This window comes from Gaetbulibacter sp. M240 (genome assembly GCF_043876815.1).
Taxonomy (GTDB): domain Bacteria; phylum Bacteroidota; class Bacteroidia; order Flavobacteriales; family Flavobacteriaceae; genus Gaetbulibacter_A.
Map to the genome: position 1 here is coordinate 885,423 of NZ_JBAWKA010000001.1, position 22,194 is coordinate 907,616.

A 22,194-nucleotide genomic window follows, 5' to 3' on the forward strand; every position below is an offset into this window, starting at 1 on the left:
TTAGTTTAAAAACTCAAAAATACCGCATGCACCCTGACCGGTACCCACACACATGGTTACGGCACCATATTTTCCTTTCATTTTGCGTTTACGCATTTCGTCAAATAATTGCACGGAAAGTTTCGCTCCGGTGCAGCCAAGTGGATGCCCGAGTGCAATAGCACCACCATTCACATTGACAATATTCGGATTGAGATCCAATTCCCGAATAACGGCTACTGATTGTGAAGCGAAAGCTTCATTCAGTTCGATCAAATCGAGGTCCTTTTGTTTTAAACCAGCCAGATCTAAGGCTTTTGGAATAGCTTTTACAGGTCCAATACCCATGATACGTGGTTCAACACCAACTGCCGCGTAATTCACCAGTCTTGCTATAGGCTCCAGATTTAATTCTTTTACCATAGCCTCACTCATCACCATAACAAAGGCAGCACCGTCACTTGTTTGAGAGGAGTTTCCGGCTGTCACACTACCACCCGCGGCAAAAACCGGTCGTAATTTCGCTAAAGCTTCAATGCTGGTTCCTTTACGAGGACCTTCATCTTTAGTCACGGTATAGGTTTTGGTTGCTTTTTTGCCATTTTCATCGATGTAAGTTTGTTCAACTTCAATCGGGACAATTTGATCTTGAAAACGATTTTCAGCCTGAGCTTTTAAGGCTTTCATATGTGAATTATAGGCAAACTCGTCCTGAGCCTCCCGGGATACCTTAAATTGATTAGCTACAGCTTCAGCAGTGTTGCCCATACCCCAGTAATAATCTTCGTGTCCTGCTTTTACAGTATTATAATTCAACTCCGGTTTAAATCCGGTCATAGGAACAGAACTCATACTTTCCGAACCTCCAGCAATAATACAATCGGCCATACCGGCTTGAATTTTAGCAGTGGCAATACCTATAGTTTCGATACCTGATGAACAAAATCGGTTAACCGTTACACCGGGAACATCGATACTGTTTAAACCGATCAACGAAATAAATCGCGCCATATTCAAGCCTTGTGAACCCTCTGGCATAGCATTACCAACAATCACATCATCAATGCGTTTTACATCAAGATTTGGCAATTCCTTCATCATATATTGAATGGTTTCGGCGCCGAGCTCATCCGCTCTTTTAAATCGGAAAACTCCCCTTGGGGCCTTTCCAACAGCTGTTCTATATGCTTTTACTATATATGCTTGTCTCATTTTTTTAGTCTTTTTACTTTAAGCTTTAGTTTTTAGTTTCGAAGTGGTTTTCCTGTTTTTAGCATGTGCTGGATGCGTTCTAAAGTTTTGCGCTCCGTACATAAACTTAAAAATGCCTCACGTTCCAAATCCAATAAATATTGTTCGGAAACCTCTGTTGGTTCTGAGAGGTCGCCTCCGGCCATAACGTATGCCAATTTGTTGGCAATTTTATGATCGTGCTCACTAATATAATGACTGGCTTCCATCGAATCTGTTCCCACCAGGAACATACCTAAAGCTTGTTTGCCAAGTACTTTTACATCTTTTCGTTTTACGGGTTGTGTATATCCTGCATCGGCCATAAGTCTGGCATGTGCTTTTGCCGTTGCAATTTGGCGATGCTTGTTCACCACAACAATATCTTTTCCTTTTTGAAGAACACCCAGATCGAAAGCCTCATAAGCAGATGTGGATACTTTCGCCATTCCGATGGTTAAGAAGTATTCTTGTAAAGTGTTCAATTCTACATCTCCTTTACGGAAAGTATCTGCAGCGCGTAATGCCATTTCTTTTGAGCCACCACCACCAGGGATTACCCCAACACCAAACTCTACAAGTCCCATATAGGTTTCAGCAGCAGCAACAACTTTATCGGCGTGCATGGATAATTCACAAGCACCACCTAGGGACATACCGTGCGGCGCAGAGACTGTTGGAATGGCAGAGTAGCGCATACGCATCATGGTATCCTGGAAGTATTTTATAGCGCCATTCAACTCTTCATATTCTTGTTCAACAGCCATCATAAATATCATTCCAATGTTTGCCCCAACAGAGAAATTAGAAGCTTGATTTCCAATTACCAAACCTTCAAAATCTTTTTCAGCCAGATCTATGGCTTTGTTTAATCCAGCAAGAACATCACCTCCAATCGTATTCATTTTAGATTGGAATTCGCAATTTAATATACCATCACCAAGATCTTCAACGACCACACCTGTGTTTTTAAAGACTTCTTTTGATTTCCTGATATTGTCCAAAATTATAAAGGCATCCTGACCAGGTACTTTTTCATGCTTTTTAGTCGGAATATCATAAGCATAGGTGGCGCCATCTTTAACCGTGTAGAATGAAGAAACTCCAGAATCTAACATATCTGAAACCCAGGAAGCGACCTCAAAATTCTCAGCTTTTATAAGCTCCAGACCTTTTTCAACACCAATAGCATCCCAAATTTGGAATGGTCCATGTTCCCAGCCGAAGCCGGCTTTCATGGCGTCATCAATTTTATAAAGATCATCTGTAATTTCAGGAATACGGTGTGACACGTATGCGAATAGTGCTCCAAAGGTCTTTCTGTAAAATTCGCCTGCTTTATCTTTACCGTTAATTAAAACTTCAAAACGATCGATAACCTTATCGATAGGTTTTGTCTTTTCAAGCGTGTCAAATTTAGCACGCTTGTTTTTACGGTATTCCATGGTGTTGAGGTCCAGAGATAAAATCTCTTTTTTACCGTCGTCGTCCACCACCTTTTTATAAAAACCTTGTCCTGTTTTACTTCCGAGCCATTTGTTATCCATCATGGTGTTGATAAAGTCAGGAAGCTTGAACAGTTCCAGTCGCTCATCTTCTTTGCAGTTGTCAGCAATACCATTAGCAACGTGTACCAAAGTATCTAAACCTACCACATCTACGGTACGGAATGTAGCCGATTTTGGTCGGCCAATTACAAGTCCGGTTAATTTATCAACCTCTTCAATGGTTAAATCCATGGCCTTTACCGCATGGAATAAACTCATAATACTGAAAATTCCAATACGGTTACCGATAAAAGCCGGTGTATCTTTAGCGACTACTGCAGTTTTACCTAGGAACTGTTCCCCGTAGCCATTTAGGAAGTCAAGGGTATCCTGACTGGTTTTAGGTCCGGGAATAATTTCAAATAAATTGAGGTATCGTGCCGGATTGAAGAAGTGCGTACCACAGAAATGCTTTTGGAAATCCTCATTACGACCTTCGCTCATAAACTTTATTGGAATACCTGATGTATTACTAGTTATAAGAGTTCCCGGAGTACGGTATTTATCAAGTTTTTCAAACACTTGTTTCTTTATGTCCAAGCGCTCAACCACAACCTCAATAATCCAATCAACATTCGCCACCTTGGAGATATCATCCTCCATGTTACCTGTGGTAATTCGGTCTGCAAATTTTTGGTGATAAATAGGGGACGGTTTCGATTTTAATGCCTGTTGTAAGGAATCGTTAACCAATCGGTTTCTAACAGATTTATCTTCAAGCGTTAAGCCTCTTTTCTTTTCAGCGTCATTGAGTTCTTTTGGAACTATGTCGAGTAATAAAACTTCAACACCAATATTTGCGAAATGACAGGCAATGCCACTTCCCATTATTCCTGAACCAATTACGGCTACTTTTTTAATGCGTCTTTTGCTCATTGTATAAACTACTTATCGTTTTGAGTGAATATTTTTTTATTAGTGACCATATAAGTAATGAGATCGGCTACTTCGTAAAAATTTTGAAGTTTTTCAGCTGATACATTTTGCTTTATGGTTTCGTTGAATGTAAGAACGCGGTCCTTGGAGTAGGCTCGTTTTTCAAGCCCAAATTCCGTTAGGGTAATGATTACGCCACGGCCATCTTCAGGGTTTGGGTGCCTTTTTATTAAACCGCGAGCTTCCATACTTTTAAGGATTCTGGATAGACTTGTTGCTTCCATACCCATTTTAGGTCCTAATGCAGTAGAGGGTGTTCCTTTTTCAGGATCAATGCTTAATAAGGTAAACCCTGTGGCCATAGTGCTATCGAATTTAGAAGCTTCTTCATTATACATTTTTTGAACCGTCAACCATGTGGTTCTTAATATATAATCTATTGTGCGTTCTTTCATAGTTCAATTTTGGTTCATTCAAATATATGAAAATTTATTATGCACGCATAATAAATTTTCATAAATTAGTGCTAATAGCACAAAAAAAGTCACGCTCAAAAAACGTGACTTTGAAGTTTATAAATTAATGCAATATTTAAGACTCCAATTTTCCTAGTGTTGCACCAATGACTGCGCCAACAATAGCAACTAATACAATGGTAATAACCACATCAAGAGCTGCGGTTTGAATGGAATTTGATGCATCCATGAGGTTAAAGAAATTAAATTGTAGTCCCATGAATAACCCAATTATTGCACCAGCTTTAAAACCTGTACCTCCGGTACTAATTTGAGCCCATTTTGTAAAAATATAAGCTATGAAAAGCGATCCGGTTAAGCAGCCCAGGAATATCATTACCATAGGTTGTGCACCTGGATCAGGTTGCGAGAATGAATCTGTAAAAATGATTCCGTAAAAAAGCCATCCTAAAAAGAAATTTACAATGGCTCCGACAATACCTGCTAATAATAAGTTTTTTGTGTTCATTTTTTTAGTTATTGGTTTGTATATAATAAAAGTATTAAAAATATACGAATTATATAATATTTTAACCTAAAAAATGCATTATTCAAAAATATATAAATATATATTGATAATATCCTAATTCTTCAAATTGACCACTTATCTTGTCAGGCTGCTTAGGAGCGATAAATTTTGTCGATAAGATCTTGATATATCTCCTTAATAACACGGCGTCGTAATTTCATAGTAGGCGTAAGGTGTCCGCCCTCAATGGACCAAATATCCGGAGTGATCTCAAACTTTTTAATTTGTTCCCATTTGCCAAATTTTTTATTAGCCGTATCAATTTCTTCCTGAATGCGTTCTAGTAAAGTCTCATTTTGAACCATTTCAGCATCGGATTGAAAAACTATGTCATGACGTTTTGCCCATTCTTTTACAAATTCAAAATTTAATTGAATTAAGGCTGCGGGCATTTTTTCCCCTTCTCCAATAACCATGATTTGCTCTATGAATCGGGACTGTTTAAATTGATTTTCGATGAGTGCCGGAGCCACATATTTTCCACCTGAGGTTTTGAACATTTCCTTTTTACGGTCCGTAATTTTTAAAAATCCATCAGCATCGATTTCACCAATATCTCCTGTATGAAAATAATCACCGGTCATTACTTCAGCCGTTTTTTCAGGGTCCTTATAATAACCCATCATTACATTAGGGCCTTTGCATAATATTTCACCATCCTCAGCAATTTTCACTTCAACATGATCGATAACTCGACCCACGGTTCCAATTCTGAAACCGCCATTACGCATATCGTTTACCGAAATTACAGGTGAGGTTTCAGTAAGCCCATAGCCTTCCATAATAGGCATTTCAGCGGCAGCAAAAATCCGTGTTAAACGAGGTTGTAACGCAGCACTCCCGGAAACCATCAGGTCTAATTTACCACCAAGTCCAGCTTTCCATTTACTAAAAATGAGTTTTCGTGCTATTTTTAATTGAAACTCATACCAACTCCCATTTTGACCATAGGGTTCATACTTAAGTCCAAGATTTACAGCCCAAAAAAACAAACCTTTTTTAATACCGCTCAAAGCTGCACCTTTTGCTATGATTTTTTCATAAACTTTTTCATATAGTCGAGGAACGGCTGTCATTACAGTAGGTTTTACCTCACCAATATTAAAACTCATTTGTTCAATTGATTCTGCAAAATGGATTTCAACACCACAATATTGATAGAGATACAGGATCATACGTTCGAATACATGACAAATCGGTAGAAAGCTCAAAGCTCTTGATTTTCCTTTCTCAAAAGGAACACGTTTCTCACTGTCGATAACGTTCGACACAAGGTTGTTGTGCGAAAGCATGACACCTTTTGGTTTTCCTGTCGTTCCAGAGGTGTAAATGAGCGTTGCAAGATCTTCAGGTTTAACGGATTTTTTTAAGGTTTCTACCTCTTCTTGATTTGAAGTATCCTCACCTATTTTTAAAACCTCTTCCCAATGCGCTTCACCTGGAATAAAATCAAAAGTAAAAACCTTTTTAACATTTGTGTTGGATTTTATTTCATTGACCTTTTCTAACACTTCCTTATCGGAAATAAAGCAATATACCGACTCGGAATGGTTCAGGATATATTCATAATCTTCAGCAGAAATGGTAGGGTAAATCGGAACATTTTGAGCACCCAATTGTAGTACTCCGATATCAAGTATATTCCATTCTGTTCTATTGTTGGTGGAGATCACGGCAATTTTATCATTCGGTTTAACACCGAGCTTTAAAAGACCGCGGCTCATCGCATTAGCTTTATCGATGTATTCTTCTGTTGAAATAGATAACCATTCACCGCCATATTTTGTGGAAAAGGCTTTCTCTAAATTATAGGTTTCTTTAAGGTAATATGGAAAGTCAAAAATCCGCTTTATTTCTATCATTTTCTTTTGGAACAAATTTTACATCGCAAAGTATGAAATTTAATGAGATTTTCAAATAACATGACTTAAAAGTGATAAAAACGAAATTTTGACGACTACATTTAAGAATATTGAAAAAAATAATGCTTCTTAAAAAAATGTGGAATATGATTTAAGTCATACAATAGGCCGTTTTTAGTCCCTAATTTTATGTTTATAATATTTTAAATATCAGAATTATGAACATTATAGAAGACGTAAAGGCAAGGGTTTACAATTTTGGGAATAAAACTGCCGATGGCAATCGACAAATGAAGAATTTGCTTGGGGGTAAAGGTGCTAATTTGGCTGAAATGAGTGCCTTGGGAATTCCTGTGCCACCCGGTTTTACAATTACAACAGAAGTTTGTACCGCCTACAATAGCTTAGGGAAAGAAGCTGTTATAGACATGATTAAATCAGATGTAGAGCAGTCTATTAAAACAATTGAAACTTCCATGGGAACTGAATTTGGAAGCAAAGAGAATCCCTTATTGCTTTCAGTGCGTTCCGGAGCGCGGGTATCCATGCCTGGGATGATGGATACAGTTTTAAATTTGGGACTCAATGATGAAGCTGTATTAGGTTTGGTTGAAAAAACGGGGAATCCAAAATTTGCATGGGATTCTTACCGCCGTTTTATACAAATGTATGGTGGGGTAGTTTTAGGAATGAAGCCCGCCTCCAAGGACGATATCGATCCTTTCGAAGAGATCATGGAACACCTTAAAGAAAAACGTGGTATTTCATTAGATACAGAATTTACTATTCAGGACCTAAAAGATTTGGTTTATGATTTTAAAGATGCTGTAAAAAAACGTACCGGACATGATTTTCCAACAAATCCATGGGATCAACTTTGGGGTGCCGTTATAGCTGTTTTTAATAGTTGGAATGGAGATCGCGCCGTATATTATAGAACCATGAATGGGTACCCATCAGATTGGGGTACAGCTGTAAACGTGCAAGCCATGGTGTTTGGTAATATGGGCGATACCTCTGCCACAGGAGTTTGTTTTACCCGTGATGCTGGAACAGGTGAGAATGTTTTCAATGGGGAATATCTCATGAATGCTCAAGGTGAAGACGTCGTATCCGGTGTTAGAACACCCCAACAAATTACAAAATTAGGATCTATACGCTGGGCCGAATTGGCCAAAGTCGATGAAGAAGAACGGGCCGAAACCTATCCTTCTCTTGAGGAGGTTATGCCTGAACTTTATAAAGAACTTGATGGTATTCAGAAAAAGCTGGAAAACCATTACCGCGATATGCAGGACATGGAGTTCACTATTCAGGATGGGAAACTTTGGATCTTACAAACACGTAATGGTAAACGTACCGGAGCGGCTATGGTAAAAATAGCGGTGGATCTTATGAATGAAGGTTTAATTGATGATAAGGAAGCTTTGCTGCGGATTGAAGCCAATAAACTCGATGAGTTATTACATCCTATATTTGATCCCAAAGCCTTGAAAACAGCAAATGTAATTGCTCAGGGTTTACCTGCCTCACCGGGCGCCGCAACCGGTAAGATTGTATTCTTTGCTGATGAAGCTAACAAGTTTAAGAATAGTATTTTGGTGCGTATCGAAACTTCTCCGGAAGACCTTGAAGGGATGCATGTTGCCAAGGGTATTTTAACAGCACGAGGGGGAATGACATCACATGCGGCAGTAGTAGCGCGTGGTATGGGTAAATGTTGTATTTCAGGAGCTGGTGCCCTTAAAATAAATTACAAAGCCAGAACACTTACCGTAAATGGTCATGAGTATCATGAAGGTGATTGGATCTCTCTAAATGGCTCTACCGGTAATATTATTGAAGGCAAAGTAGCTACTAAGGAACCCGAATTGAGTGGTGAATTTGCGATCATAATGAAACTGGCGGATAAATATCGTGATATGCAGGTAAGAACCAACGCTGACACACCTAATGATGCTAAAATAGCCCGTAGTTTTGGTGCTGAGGGTATTGGTCTTACACGTACCGAGCACATGTTCTTTGAGATAGACCGTATCAAAGCGATGCGTGAAATGATACTGGCCGATACTGTTAAGGGAAGAATAGCAGCCTTGAATGAATTACTGCCCATGCAACGTTCTGACTTTGAAGGAATTTTTGAAGCGATGCAAGGCCTGCCTGTTACCATCCGGTTGTTAGATCCTCCATTACATGAGTTCGTGCCTCACGAGTTAGCCACCCAAAAGGAGCTTGCTGACGATATGCACATATCGCTTCAGGCTGTTAAAAATAAAGTCGCTGAACTGGCAGAGTTCAATCCGATGTTAGGGCATAGAGGTTGTCGCTTAGGAAACACCTATCCGGAAATTACCGAAATGCAAACCCGGGCCATTATTGAAGCGGCACTGAACTTAAAAGAGCGTGGTATTACCAGTAGACCTGAAATTATGGTTCCTCTCGTTGGAACGCTTGCTGAATTTGAAGCTCAGGACCGGATTATTCGGGATACTGCGGAAGCTGTTTTTAAAGAACGAAATGACAAAATTGAATTTTCAGTGGGGACCATGATTGAAGTGCCCAGAGCTACGTTGATGGCTGATTTAATAGCCGAAAAAGCCGATTTCTTCTCTTTTGGAACAAATGATCTAACACAAATGACTTTTGGATATTCTCGTGATGATGCCGGTAAATTTTTACCGATTTATATTGAAAAAGGTATTTTGAAAGCCGATCCTTTTGAAGTACTGGATCAGGAAGGTGTAGGTCAATTAGTAAAACTAGGAACCGAGCGCGGTAGAAGTTCTAAACCCAAACTAAAAGTAGGGGTTTGTGGCGAGCATGGTGGTGAACCAAGTTCAGTAGAATTTTTCTATAACAGTGGTTTAGATTATGTAAGTTGTTCTCCTTACCGTGTCCCTATAGCTCGATTAGTAGCGGCCCAGGCAGCCATAAAAGCCAAGTATTAATATTTTTATTTTAAATGTAAAATCCCTGAGGACCGTAAGGTTCCCGGGGATTTTTTTATCATCAATTTTGTGTAATTAGTGTTTTTCGATCCAAAGGCGTGCATTAATAAATGCTTCCAGCCAAGGAGAAACTGAATCTTTCTTGTTATCCGGGTAATGTGCCCAGTTCCAGGGGAAGGTCGACCGTTCAATATGTGGCATGGTGACTAAATGCCTGCCAGTTTTATCACAAAGCATGGCTGTGTTGTAATCTGAACCATTAGGATTATGCGGATAAGCATCATAACTGTACTTAGCTACAATATGATATTGGTCTTCTGCATGCGGTAATTTGAACTTCCCTTCACCATGTGATATCCAAACCCCTAGAGTGCTACCAGCTAAAGTCGACAACATTATAGAATTATTTTCCTGAACTTTTACAGAGGTAAAAGTGCTTTCGTGTTTTTTTGAATCGTTATGAACCATTTTACCATGAATCTCATGTTCAGGATTGATTTCTTCCAATTCCATGAACAACTGGCAGCCATTACAAATGCCCACGGAAAGGGTGTCTGTGCGTTCAAAGAATTGTTTAATGGCCTTGTTGGCTTTCTCATTGTATTTAATAGCACCGGCCCAACCTTTGGCAGAGCCTAAAACATCGGAATTACTGAACCCGCCAACGGCTCCTAAAAATTGAATATCCTCCAAGGTTTCACGACCAGAGATCAAATCGGTCATGTGGACATCTTTCACATCGAACCCGGCTAAATACATGGCATTAGCCATTTCACGCTCTGAGTTTGATCCTTTTTCTCTTAAAATAGCAGCTTTAGGGCGTTTGCCTTCAAAAGGTTTGAATTCACCAGTAAATTGTTTTGGGAATTCGTATACTAACGGTTGTTCTTTGTAATTGTTGAATCGCGCTTCAGCTAATCCGTTTGACGTTTGCTTTTGGTCTAATAAGAAAGAGGTCTTGTACCAGACATCTCGTAATTCTGAAACAGGGAAGTCAAAATGATCCTTACCGTTTATAATTTTTAAGCTATTCGAAGTTGTTACTTCTCCAATATTTATAAAGGAAATAGAAGCCTCGGTTAAAACAGTTTCAACACTGGCATCTTTCGCTTGGAAAACGATTCCTGCATTTTCAGCAAATAATAATTTAAAATTGTCTGATTCATTGAGGGCGCTTAGATCAAGATCTGCTCCCAGGTTGTTGTCTGCAAAACACAACTCCAAAAGGCTTGTAATTAATCCGCCCGAGGCCACATCATGTCCAGCTAAAATAAGATCGTTTCGGATCAAACCTTGCAAGGTGTTAAATACCTTTTTTACGTAATCTGCATTTATTACAGAGGGTGCATCAGCACCAATTTTGTTCGTAATTTGAGCAAATGAACTACCGCCCAATTTAAAATCGTCCTGTGAGATATTGATATAATAGATAGGTCCACCATTCTTTTTGAAAACAGGCTCAACTATTTTTGTAATAGCATCACAATGTGCGGCAGCAGAAATGATAACCGTTCCCGGAGCGATCACTTCTTCGTTAGGATATTTCTGTTTCATGGAAAGAGAATCCTTTCCGGTGGGGACATTAATGCCTAAACCAATGGCAAACTCCGAAATGGCTTCAACGGCTTGGTAAAGTCGTGCATCTTCACCTTCATTTTTACAGGGCCACATCCAGTTAGCAGATAGCGATACTGATTTTAACCCATCCTTTAATGGTGCCCAAATTATATTCGTTAGAGCCTCTGTAATACTGTTTCGACTTCCCGCTACCGGATTAATAAGTCCAGAGACCGGGGAGTGTCCAATAGTGGTTGCGATACCTTCTGTGCCTTTAAAATCCAAGGCCATCACACCAACATTGTTAAGTGGTAATTGTAAAGGGCCAGCACATTGTTGTTTCGCGACTTTACCTCCAACACAGCGGTCAACTTTGTTAGTTAGCCAATCTTTACAAGCCACGGCTTCCAACTGTAAAACCTGATGTAAATAGTTCATGAAATTTTTAGAATCGTAACTTACATCCTTGTATTTACGATTCACACTAACATCGTTCATGATCGTTTTTGGCGAGCTTCCAAACATGTCATCAAGGGCGAGGTCCATAGGGGTATTACCTTTGGATTTCGATTTGAATGTAAAACGCTGATCACCCGTTACGTCACCAACCGTGTACATCGGGGAGCGTTCCCGTTCGGCTATGGTTTTTAAGGTTGCAATATGTTTCTCCGAGATCACAAGCCCCATACGTTCCTGTGATTCGTTACCAATTATTTCTTTATCCGAGAGGGTAGGGTCACCCACCGGTAATTTATCCAGATCAATATTTCCGCCGGTATCTTCCACCAGTTCCGATAAACAGTTGAGGTGGCCTCCGGCACCATGGTCATGAATAGAAACAATAAAGTTTTCCTCACTTTCCACCATCCCGCGCACCGCGTTAGCAGCACGTTTTTGCATTTCCGGATTAGATCGTTGCACAGCATTCAATTCAATGCCCGAAGCAAATTCTCCTGTATCAGCCGAAGATACTGCAGCACCACCCATTCCAATACGGTAATTCTCACCACCAAGGATCACTATTTTATCACCGGGTTGCGGTTCACCTTTAATTGCCTGACTCGTTTTGCCGTAACCTATTCCGCCGGCCTGCATGATCACTTTATCAAAACCAAGTTTTCTAGCATCCTCCTCATGTTCAAAGGTTAATACTGAGCCACAAATCAAGGGTTGCCCAAATTTATTCCCAAAGTCTGACGCGCCATTAGAAGCTTTTATCAAGATATCCATGGGTGTTTGGTACAACCATGGGCGTTCCGCCATAGCTTGTTCCCAGGGACGATTTTCTTCCAATCGCGAGTAGGATGTCATATACACGGCCGTTCCCGCCAAAGGAATCGATCCTTTACCACCGGCCAAACGGTCTCTGATCTCACCACCTGATCCAGTAGCCGCCCCGTTAAAAGGTTCCACTGTGGTAGGGAAATTATGTGTTTCCGCTTTCAGCGAGATAACAGATTCAAAATTCTCAGTTCTATAAAAATCCGGAACGTCAGCGCGTTTCGGTGCAAACTGCTCTACTACGGGCCCTTTAATAAAGGCTACATTATCTTTATAAGCTGAAACAATATCGTTGGGATTTTGCTTCGACGTTTCTTTAATGAGTTTAAAAAGAGAGGTTGGTTTTTCAACGCCATCGATCACAAAAGTTCCATTAAAGATCTTGTGGCGACAATGCTCACTATTCACCTGCGAAAACCCAAATACTTCGGAATCCGTTAACGGCCGACCGATTTTTTCAGAAACACCTTCCAAATATGCAACCTCTTCTTCACTTAACGACAAACCCTCCTGCGCATTATACGCAGCAATATCATCAATATTCAAGATCGGTTCCGGTTCAATATTTATAGTAAACGATTCCTGATTTAACCCACTAAATTTCTCAGAGATCATAGGGTCGTAAGCCTCAAAATCAGTACTTACAGCCGTAAATTCCTCGATTCTCAAAATTCCTTCAACACCCATGTTTTGTGTAATTTCCACGGCATTTGTACTCCAGGGCGTAATCATAGCTTTACGGGGGCCAACAAAAAAAGCATCCAAAGATGCTTGCTCAATTTTAGGTTGGTTGCCAAAAAGCCATGTCAGTTTCGAAATGTTTTCAGGCGTTAAATCTTTCGTGGTTTGCACCGCAAAAACGGTTCCGGTCACACTTCCAAAGAAATGAATCATGAGGTCGAAGTTTGATTTAAATTAAAGTGCAAATTTACACTTTTTTACCCATTTCATCCTACTTTTTTTGGTAAACAGCCGCCTGTTATTAACAGTATTTTCAACAGTCTGTTTTTGGGCATTCCGGCCACGCTTTGGGGCGTGCCCGTCGGGCTTTCACTACTCGCTTCCTCGCGCTGCTGCGGGAGCTCAAACAGGCCGTTCAATCCCTAATGCGGGCTTCATCAAAACTTAAAACTTTAAAAATACCGGGATAAAATTCGTTTTACTCCCGGGCGATACGAAGCTCCAAACAAATTCAAATGTACCAATAAATAATACAACTGATACAAATCGATACGTTCCGCGTAAGCGTTATCTTTAGGAATGATATCATGATAAGCGTCGTAAAATTCAGGACCAAAACCTCCAAATAGTTTGCTCATAGCAATATCCACCAAACCGTCTCCGTAATAAACTGCAGGATCTATCAAATAAGGTATTCCTGTTTCCGAGATCAAAAAATTTCCGCTCCACAGATCACCGTGAAGCAATCCCGGTGTTACATTTGAAAAGAAACCGCTTAATACGGTTGTCATGCGCTCGACACTCGGGCAGTCTTGATCCTGCAATAAACCTTTTTGTAAGGCAAGATTTAGTTGAGGTAATAACCTTTCATAAGTATAAAAAGAACACCAGGTTTTATGTTGAGAATTACTTTGTGCTAAGCGTCCAATCTTATTATCATGATCCAATCCAAACGCATCTGTAGTATTTAGATGCAGGTTTGCGAGTTGTGTTCCAAAAACCTCGTAATCTTGAGAATTAGGTGATTTCGAAGGAATAAATTCCAATAATAAGAAGGATAGTTTTTCAAAGGTATCAAAGGCAATGACTTCAGGTGTTTTAACACTATGGGTTTTTGACAAAAGGTTTAATCCTTGAGACTCTGTCTCAAACATGCTAAATGCATCGGGACCGTTATGACATTTTAGAAAATAGATATTTGAAGCCGTTTCTAACTTAAAGGCGTCAGAGATGTCTCCGCCGAGAACGGCCGACATGTTTTTAATGGGTTCGTTTAGAACTTCAGAAAGTTTGGCTTTAAAGGTATCTGTCATACCTATGAAGATAAAAAAATATTAAATAACGCTATTTTGTGCGCTCCATCAAAGCCATATAAAAACCGTCATAACCAGCTTCATGTGCTAGTATTTTTTTGTCCTTCAGAAATTTAAAGTCAGCTCCGGCCTCAGTTTTCAAAAAAGCCACAACCTGATTCTGGTTTTCAGAAGGCAATACGGAGCAAGTTGCATAAACCAGTTTGCCACCGGGTTTTACCATGCTAGAATATTGTTGTAACACTTCCTGCTGTGTACCACGAATACGATCTATGAATTCCGGTTCCAGTTTCCATTTAGCATCCGGATTTCTACGTAATACGCCTAGTCCCGAACAAGGTGCGTCAATCAAAACACGATCGGCTTTTTGGTATAATTTTTTTATCGGTTTGGTAGAATCGATCACACGCATATCAAAATTATGAACACCATTACGACGCGCTCTGATCTTGAGTTTTTTCAACTTACTCTCGTAAATATCCATGGCAATGATCTGTCCTTTGTTTTGCATCAACGATGCTAAATGTAGGGTCTTCCCGCCGGCACCGGCGCAAGCATCTACCACCCGCATTCCAGGTTCAACATCCAGAAAATCCGCTACCAATTGCGACGAAGCATCCTGAACTTCAAATAAGCCATCTTTAAAAGCCTTGGTAACGAAAATATTAGCGCGCTCTTTCAGTTTTAAAGCTGAATCATAACCTTTGATAAATTCAGTTTCAATACCTTCATCAAACAACTGGTTTTGAAGCTCTTCTTTAGTAGTTTTTAAAGTATTCACCCGCAGGATAACATCGGCTTGTTCATTTTGTTTGGCTATTTCTTTGGTCCAAACAGCTTCGCCTAATTCCTGCATCCCAAGTTGATCTATCCAGTCGGGAATGGATTCACGGAACTTCCTGATTTTAGATAATTCGTCAAAGCGTCCTTTGATTTTTCGGGAAGGTGTGTTTTCAAAATATTTCCAATCCGGAAGTTTGATGCCTTTTAAAGTTGCCCAAACAGCAAACATGCGCCAAATATTATCGCGATCGAAAGGCTCTTTAACTTCTGCAATTTCAGCATATAAGCGCTTCCAACGTACAATATCATAAGTCGTTTCAGCAACAAAACTTCGGTCTCGTGATCCCCAGCGTTTATCACGCTTCAAAAGGGACTGAATAACCTTATCGGCATATTGTCCTTCATTAAAGATTAAAAGAAGGCCATCAATTACGGCATAGCATAAATTTCGGTGTAATCGCATCGTTTTTTTATAAGGGTGCAAAGGTACAGTTTTCCTTATAATTATTTGATTTTTTGCATATTAATTAAAAGGTTAGAAAGGTTTCCTTTTTTTTAAATTTAATAAAATTCAAACTTTCAATAAAAGAGACTGTTAGGTTTGAATAGCTTTTCTATTTTTATAAAAATATTTTTTATGAAATATCTTCTTTCCGCATTACTCATTCTGATTTTTGCCTCATGTAAACAATCACCTGAATTTAAACCCATCCAATTTAAATCGGTTCAAATAGAACCCGTGTTACAGGATTCGACATTGAGTATTCGGGCCATCGAAATTCTTGATGACGGCAACCTAGCCTTTGCTGCGAATAATGGGGCTTATGGTTTGTACGACGTCAAAAAGCAACTTTGGCAAACGGCAGTTCAAAACTACGATAGTTTAACCCTTCAGTTTAGAGCTGTGGCACATACGAAAACGGACTTTTTTATGTTGTCTATCGATACGCCTGGCTTATTGTATAAAACCGGAGATTCGGGGAGAATGGAATTGGTTTATAAAGAAGAAGGTCAAGGTGTGTTTTATGATGCCATGGATTTTTGGAATGACCAGGAAGGAATGGCTATTGGTGATAGTATAGGAGGATGTATATCTATTATAATTACCCGCAACGGTGGCGCCACATGGAATAAACTAGATTGTGAAGATTTACCTGAGGGCTTACCTGAAGAAGGTGCCTTTGCTGCGAGTAATACGAATATTGCCATAGTAGGTGATAAAACCTGGGTAGCTACTAACACAGGCCGAATTTATTATTCAGCGGATAAGGGACAATCCTGGCAGGTATCTGATACGCCTATAATTAAAGCGAAGCCCACAGAGGGTATTTATTCATTAGCTTTTTATGATGCTGAGAATGGATTTGCCATTGGAGGCGACTATACCAACCCTGAGGCTCATTCTAAAAATAAAATAAGAACTCGGGATGGCGGAAAAACCTGGGAGCTTGTAGCTGTGGGTCAAAACCCGGGCTATCGTAGTTGTGTGCAATATTTCCCGAACAGCGGAGGCAAGGGTCTCGTAGTTGTTGGATTTAATGGTATTGATTTAAGTGCTGATGCCGGAAATACCTGGAAACATTTAAGTGATACCGGATTTTATACCTTACGTTTTATTAATGATCATGAAGCGTTTGCAGCAGGGCAAGGAGGCATTTCAAAATTAATATTTAAAGAGTAAGTGGCTTTTTTCTAGGGACGTTGTTCACGTTTTTTGCGAAATTGTTCAAAAAGCTTACGATTAAAATCTTCCTCGGCTATTTTCAACAGTAATATTTTTTGAGGAGAAATAACCTTTTTAAGGCTTATAATTAAACCAACTTTTTGCTCATGTAGCTTGTTTTCAGCATTGACTAAATTATCTAATAAAATTTTAGCTTCTACGTCGTCCACAGTTTCTACATTTTTTTTAATCGCCCGACGAATACCACGCAGTTCTTCGAATTTAATTTTAACCATTCGATCATCATAGGCATTATAAACGGGCCAAAATTCTTGTGCTTCTTTTGGTGTTAAATTTAAACGCTCTGTAATAAAAGCTACTTTTAAAGACCGGATTTGATCCCGATTAGGTTGCGCTATAACACCCAAACCTAGTAAAAGGAATCCAAAAGCGAGTATGTAGGTTTTCATTTTCATAAATTTTATTCAATCAATAAAGTTTCAATTTCGGCATTATTTTCTAAATAGGTTTCCAATTGCTCTTCCTTGATATCAAGTTCTAAAAAATTGGTTTCATCAATATTTTCTAATTCTAATAACGAAGCAATTTCATAGGTACCAATATTTTCGTTAATCACATAATTTTCTGCTGTTTCAGTATCAATATCCTCCCAGCTTGTTTGATGATCAAAAATAGAGAGATTAAACAACAATAAAATGGATGCTGCGATACCTGCTGTATAAAGTACATATTTATTACGGAATAAAGATATAACTTTTGAATCCTGTGCTTCGGGAACCTGCTGCATGATGCGTTCCTCGAGGGTTTCAAAATAACCATCAGGAACACCAAATCCTGAAGATGGATTTTTATCTCTAAGTTTTGCAGCACTTAAAAGTTGTTCTTCCAGATTATTAAAATAATCTTCGGGAACTTTAAATCCTGTTTTTTTAATAGTATTTAATTTATTCTTTTTCATCATATAGTTTAGACTCAAAAAATTCTAAAAAGTTTAATCCTCAGTGAGATAGGCTTCAATTTTTTTTACAGCTAAATGATACGAAGCTTTCAAGGCGCCCTCACTCGTTTCCAGGATAGCAGCCATATCTTTATATTTTAAATCCTCAAAATATTTCATGTTAAACACCAACTGTTGTTTTTGTGGCAAGGTTGCAATGGCCTTCTGTAATTTAAGTTGGATGGCACTTCCTTCAAAATAAACGTCTGCGCTCAGATTTTGTATGGCAAGTTGCTGTACCGCCTCATTTGATATGTGCTGTCGCTTCGCCTCCTTATTAATATACGTTATCGATTCGTTTGTAGCGATGCGATACATCCAGGAAAATAATTTACTATCGCCCTTAAAATTATGGATGTTCTTATACACTTTTATAAATGTGTTTTGTAACACATCGTCTGCATCGTCGTGACTTTTTACGATATTTCGAATATGCCAATACAGTCGTTCTTTGTAATCAGAAACCAAAAGCCTAAAGGCCTCATCTTTTTGGGTATCCGATTTTAAAAGTTCTACTAATTGCGTTTCGTCTGTCACGACTTTCTTTCTAGGTTTGACTGCTAAAATTAGTAAAAGTTTAATCTAAAAAACAGTTAATTTTTAAAGTCTTAATAATCAATAAACTAGATAAAAAAACATCGACGAAATGCTATTTAGTAACGATTAAATGCACTTTTTGTTGTAATAATTGTATTTATGCTTTATGTTTGTAACAGAAACCTACTTAATGTTAGTCGTCCCCAAGTCTAACACAAACTAAAAAAGGATAGAAACCCAAATCTCTATCCTTTTTTTATTTTCATTACTTCAGAATTTTCTACTCAAAACTCTGCATATCAACAAGCTTTTTATAAACGCCTTTTTTGGCAATGAGTTCATTGTGTTTACCGCGCTCGACAATTTCGCCTTTATTTAAAACAACAATTTCATCTGCATTTTGAATGGTTGATAAACGGTGCGCTATAACGATGGATGTTCTATTTTTCATCATGTTTTCCAAGGCAATTTGAACCAAACGCTCACTTTCAGTATCCAATGCTGAGGTAGCTTCATCCAAAACCATGATCGGTGGGTTTTTTAGAACAGCTCTTGCGATACTCAGGCGTTGTTTCTGGCCTCCCGACAATTTATTGCCTGAATCTCCGATATTGGTCTCTATACCTTCTGGTAGTACCGATACAAATTCCATAGCATTAGCAATCTCAAGTGCCTTAATAATGTCACCTTCCGAAGCTTTGTCATTACCAAGTTTAAGGTTGTTAGAGATACTGTCATTGAATAAAATCGCATCCTGGGTTACAATACCAAGCTGTTGTCGTAAAGAGGCGGTGGTTAATTTTCTTATGTCAATACCATCAATTAAAATACTGCCTTCATTCACGTCATAAAATCGTGTTATTAGATTGGCGATAGTTGATTTTCCACTTCCGGATTGTCCAACCAAAGCCACTGTTTTTCCTTTGGGAATAGTCAGTGAAAAATCCTTTAAAACGTATTCTTTTTCATATTTAAAGGATACATTTCTAAATTCAATTTCAGCATCGAAACTCAATTTTTCCTGTGCGTCAGGAAGGTCTTTTAGGGGGTTTGGTGTATCGATGATTTCCTGAATACGTTCGGCGGCAGCATTACCCTGTTTAATATTATATAAACCTCTGGAGATAGCTTTGGCCGGAACCATAATATTATAGGCTAATCCCATGTAAGCGATAAAGGAAGCACCATCCAGGGATTTATCGATCAATACTAATTGACCACCATACCAGAGTAAAATGGATATCACGATAATACCCAAAACCTCGCTTATTGGTGATGCTAAATTTTGACGGTTCAATAATTTGTTTGAAAAGTGGTAAAATCGCCCTGAGGCATCTCTGAACTTGACGTCAAATTTTTCTTGAGCATTAAATCCTTTTATGATGCGGAGTCCGCTAAGTGTTTCTTCTAAAATAGATAGAATCGTACCTTGTTCTTTTTGAACCCGATCAGATTTTCGTTTTAAACTTTTTCCAATTCTGGAAATCACAATTCCTGAAAGTGGAATAAATATAAAGACGAATAAGGTGAGTTTCGCACTAATAATCAGCATGGCTATTAGTGTAAAAATTATAGCCAGTGGCTCTCGAGCAATGAGCTCCAATACGGGTAACATCGAATATTGCAAGGTTGAAACATCATTAGTTACACGTGCCATAATGTCGCCTTTTTTCTGTTCTGAGAAATAGGATAAGGGTAACTCTACGGTTTTTTTATATACTGCGTTTCGTAAATCGCGTACCACACCATTCCTTAGAAAGACCATAAAATAATTGGCCAAATACCCAAAGATATTTTTTAAAAGGAACAAGGTTATTATTAATCCGATGACTAGCAGCAAGGCCTTTTGCGGATCGTCTTCAGCATATAAGTGAACCTGATAGGCCAAATAATCCTTATAGAAATCTTTTAAGTTGCTTAATCCGGTATAAACGGGTTTGGTTATAGAAGTAACTGCTTCCTTTTTCTGAAATAAAATATCCAGCATAGGAATAAGTGCCACGAAGGACAGGGCACCAAATAAAGCAAAAAACACATTAGAAATAATGTGTCCTAAGGCCAGTTTTTTATAAGGTTTGGCATACCTTAATATGTTTAGAAAATGATTCATTAAATAAAGTTCATGTCTTTTAAAATGGCTTCGGCCTTTTTATCGAGTTCTACCTCGGTTGATTTAAAGTTTTCCGAACTGTCTAAAGTAGTATTAACACTTACGTAAAACTTAATTTTTGGTTCTGTTCCACTAGGGCGCAAAGCCACCTGACTACCATCTGCGGTGTAATAAATAATCACATTCGATTTCGGTACCTCGATAGACGTTTCTTTTCCCGTTTCGGCATGCTTTGCAATTGATAACTGGTAATCTTCAATCTTCACCACTTTTGAACCGTTTATGGTTTTAACAGGATTTTCCCGAGCATCTACCATCATTTGTTCTATTTCTTCGGCCCCCTCAATACCTTTTTTAGTTAAGGACACTAATTTTTCTTTATAGAAGCCATGTTTCGTATATAAAGTTACAAGTTCTTTAAAGAAGGAACTTCCTTCAGATTTTGTAATTGCTGCGATCTCGCAAGCTAATAGGGTTGAGGTTACAGCATCTTTATCACGCACAAAATCGCCTACCATGTACCCAAAACTCTCTTCACCACCACCAATAAAATCCAATTGGGGATAATCTTTAATTAATTTGGCGATCCATTTAAACCCAGTTAATACTATTTTATTTTCAACGCCATAGGCATCCGCTAGTTGGTTCAGCATGGGTGTTGAGACAATAGTAGTCGCAATAAATTCTTTACCCTTAATTTTATTTTCTGATTTCCATTTTTTCAAAAGGAAGTCGGTCATCATTACCATGGTTTGATTTCCGTTCAATAACTGAAGGTTACCATCCGTATTCCGCACGGCAACTCCCAAACGATCACAATCTGGATCAGTTCCTATAACGATATCAGCACCTACTTTATCTGCCAGTTCTAATGCCATTTTAAGTGCCGCAGGTTCTTCAGGGTTTGGAGAAGCTACTGTTGGAAAATCACCGTCTGGAACTTTTTGTTCTTCAACAATATGCACATTTTTATAACCGGCGCGCTTTAACGTTTCGGGAACGGCCGTAATGGACGTGCCATGAAGCGATGTAAACACAATCGTTAAATCGTCTTTGGCGTTTTGAGTGGCACCAACACTGCCATTACTTACAGATGCTTCGATAAAAGCCTGATCTACGTCCTGCCCAATGTAATGGATAAGATCTTCATTGGCTTCAAATTTTATGTTTGCGTAATCCGTTGAATTGATAACGTTTATGATCTCACCATCTTGTGGTGGTACCAATTGTCCGCCATCCTGCCAATACACTTTATAACCGTTATATTCCGGCGGGTTATGTGATGCAGTAAGAACGATGCCACAATGACACTTCAGGTGCTTTACCGCGAAAGATAATTCCGGTGTTGGTCGCAGATCTTCAAATAAAAATACCTCAATGCCATTTGCCGAAAATACATCAGCCACCACTTTTGCAAGGATTTTACTGTTGTGTCGGCAGTCGTAAGCGATCACAGCTTTAGGAGTTTCATTTGTAATAGCCTGATGCAAATAATCACTTAAGCCCTGCGTACTTCTGCCAAGTGTATATTTATTAATTCGGTTGGTTCCTACGCCCATAACTCCGCGCATACCACCGGTGCCAAATTCCAGATCCTTATAAAAACTTTCCTGAATGTCTTTAGGGTTTTTAGCAATGCTTTCTTTGATGGTTTCTTGAGTTTCTTCATCAAAAGTTGGCGTTAACCAACTGTTTATACGATCTAAAATTTTTGGTTCAATGTGTATCATAATTTATTGGCAATAATTGTTAATTCAAAAATAAA

At 38.8% G+C, this 22,194-nt stretch carries 15 protein-coding genes; 2 read left to right on the forward strand and 13 right to left on the reverse strand.

What is annotated here, in order from left to right:
* The 5 genes from V8G61_RS03960 to V8G61_RS03980 all read right to left on the reverse strand — a co-directional run bounded on the left by V8G61_RS03960 (position 1) and on the right by V8G61_RS03980 (position 6,538).
* Positions 1 to 1,191 (reverse strand): acetyl-CoA C-acyltransferase, encoded by a 1,191-nt coding sequence (locus V8G61_RS03960; RefSeq protein ID WP_394874135.1) that lies wholly within the window; start codon positions 1,189 to 1,191, stop codon positions 1 to 3.
* A gap of 32 nt (positions 1,192 to 1,223) precedes the next feature.
* Positions 1,224 to 3,632 carry a 3-hydroxyacyl-CoA dehydrogenase/enoyl-CoA hydratase family protein gene (locus V8G61_RS03965; protein WP_394874136.1) on the reverse strand — a complete coding sequence of 803 codons (2,409 nt, stop codon included), beginning with the start codon at positions 3,630 to 3,632 and terminating at the stop codon, positions 1,224 to 1,226.
* A gap of 8 nt (positions 3,633 to 3,640) precedes the next feature.
* The gene (locus V8G61_RS03970; RefSeq protein WP_394874137.1) at positions 3,641 to 4,087 is read right to left on the reverse strand and encodes a MarR family winged helix-turn-helix transcriptional regulator; all 447 of its coding nucleotides are present in this window, start codon (positions 4,085 to 4,087) and stop codon (positions 3,641 to 3,643) included.
* A gap of 136 nt (positions 4,088 to 4,223) precedes the next feature.
* Positions 4,224 to 4,616, reverse strand: a complete 393-nt coding sequence (locus tag V8G61_RS03975) for a hypothetical protein (protein ID WP_394874138.1) — start codon at positions 4,614 to 4,616, stop codon at positions 4,224 to 4,226.
* Between the two features lie 152 nt (positions 4,617 to 4,768).
* A complete protein-coding gene (locus V8G61_RS03980; protein WP_394874139.1) occupies positions 4,769 to 6,538 on the reverse strand; it encodes an AMP-dependent synthetase/ligase in 1,770 nt (589 codons plus the stop codon).
* A 218-nt stretch (positions 6,539 to 6,756) separates the two neighbouring features.
* Here V8G61_RS03980 and ppdK point away from each other — a divergent pair, with 218 nt between their 5' ends.
* Complete coding sequence (ppdK, locus tag V8G61_RS03985) at positions 6,757 to 9,486, forward strand: pyruvate, phosphate dikinase (RefSeq protein WP_394874140.1); 2,730 nt, start codon at positions 6,757 to 6,759, stop codon at positions 9,484 to 9,486.
* Positions 9,487 to 9,561: 75 nt separating this feature from the next.
* Here ppdK and purL read toward each other — a convergent pair whose 3' ends face one another.
* The 3 genes from purL to V8G61_RS04000 form a co-directional block, all read right to left on the reverse strand.
* A complete protein-coding gene (gene purL, locus V8G61_RS03990; protein WP_394874141.1) occupies positions 9,562 to 13,218 on the reverse strand; it encodes a phosphoribosylformylglycinamidine synthase in 3,657 nt (1,218 codons plus the stop codon).
* Positions 13,219 to 13,457: 239 nt separating this feature from the next.
* Positions 13,458 to 14,318, reverse strand: coding sequence for a fructosamine kinase family protein (locus V8G61_RS03995; protein ID WP_394874142.1), 861 nt, complete (start codon positions 14,316 to 14,318; stop codon positions 13,458 to 13,460).
* 31 nt (positions 14,319 to 14,349) lie between these two features.
* Positions 14,350 to 15,564: an RsmB/NOP family class I SAM-dependent RNA methyltransferase gene (locus tag V8G61_RS04000; RefSeq protein WP_394874143.1), complete on the reverse strand. Its 1,215-nt coding sequence runs from the start codon at positions 15,562 to 15,564 to the stop codon at positions 14,350 to 14,352.
* 174 nt (positions 15,565 to 15,738) lie between these two features.
* Between V8G61_RS04000 and V8G61_RS04005 the strand changes: the two genes are divergently transcribed.
* Positions 15,739 to 16,782, forward strand: a complete 1,044-nt coding sequence (locus V8G61_RS04005; protein WP_394874144.1) for a WD40/YVTN/BNR-like repeat-containing protein — start codon at positions 15,739 to 15,741, stop codon at positions 16,780 to 16,782.
* A gap of 11 nt (positions 16,783 to 16,793) precedes the next feature.
* Here V8G61_RS04005 and V8G61_RS04010 read toward each other — a convergent pair whose 3' ends face one another.
* The 5 genes from V8G61_RS04010 to V8G61_RS04030 all read right to left on the reverse strand — a co-directional run bounded on the left by V8G61_RS04010 (position 16,794) and on the right by V8G61_RS04030 (position 22,159).
* Positions 16,794 to 17,240 (reverse strand): hypothetical protein, encoded by a 447-nt coding sequence (locus V8G61_RS04010; protein WP_394874145.1) that lies wholly within the window; start codon positions 17,238 to 17,240, stop codon positions 16,794 to 16,796.
* Positions 17,241 to 17,245: 5 nt separating this feature from the next.
* A complete protein-coding gene (locus tag V8G61_RS04015) occupies positions 17,246 to 17,746 on the reverse strand; it encodes a hypothetical protein (protein WP_394874146.1) in 501 nt (166 codons plus the stop codon).
* A gap of 30 nt (positions 17,747 to 17,776) precedes the next feature.
* The gene (locus V8G61_RS04020; protein WP_394874147.1) at positions 17,777 to 18,319 is read right to left on the reverse strand and encodes an RNA polymerase sigma factor; all 543 of its coding nucleotides are present in this window, start codon (positions 18,317 to 18,319) and stop codon (positions 17,777 to 17,779) included.
* A 280-nt stretch (positions 18,320 to 18,599) separates the two neighbouring features.
* Positions 18,600 to 20,429, reverse strand: a complete 1,830-nt coding sequence (locus tag V8G61_RS04025; protein WP_394874148.1) for an ABC transporter ATP-binding protein — start codon at positions 20,427 to 20,429, stop codon at positions 18,600 to 18,602.
* Positions 20,429 to 22,159, reverse strand: coding sequence for a phospho-sugar mutase (locus V8G61_RS04030; protein ID WP_394874149.1), 1,731 nt, complete (start codon positions 22,157 to 22,159; stop codon positions 20,429 to 20,431). The genes V8G61_RS04025 and V8G61_RS04030 overlap by 1 nt, the downstream gene beginning before the upstream one ends.
* Positions 22,160 to 22,194 lie beyond the last annotated feature (35 nt).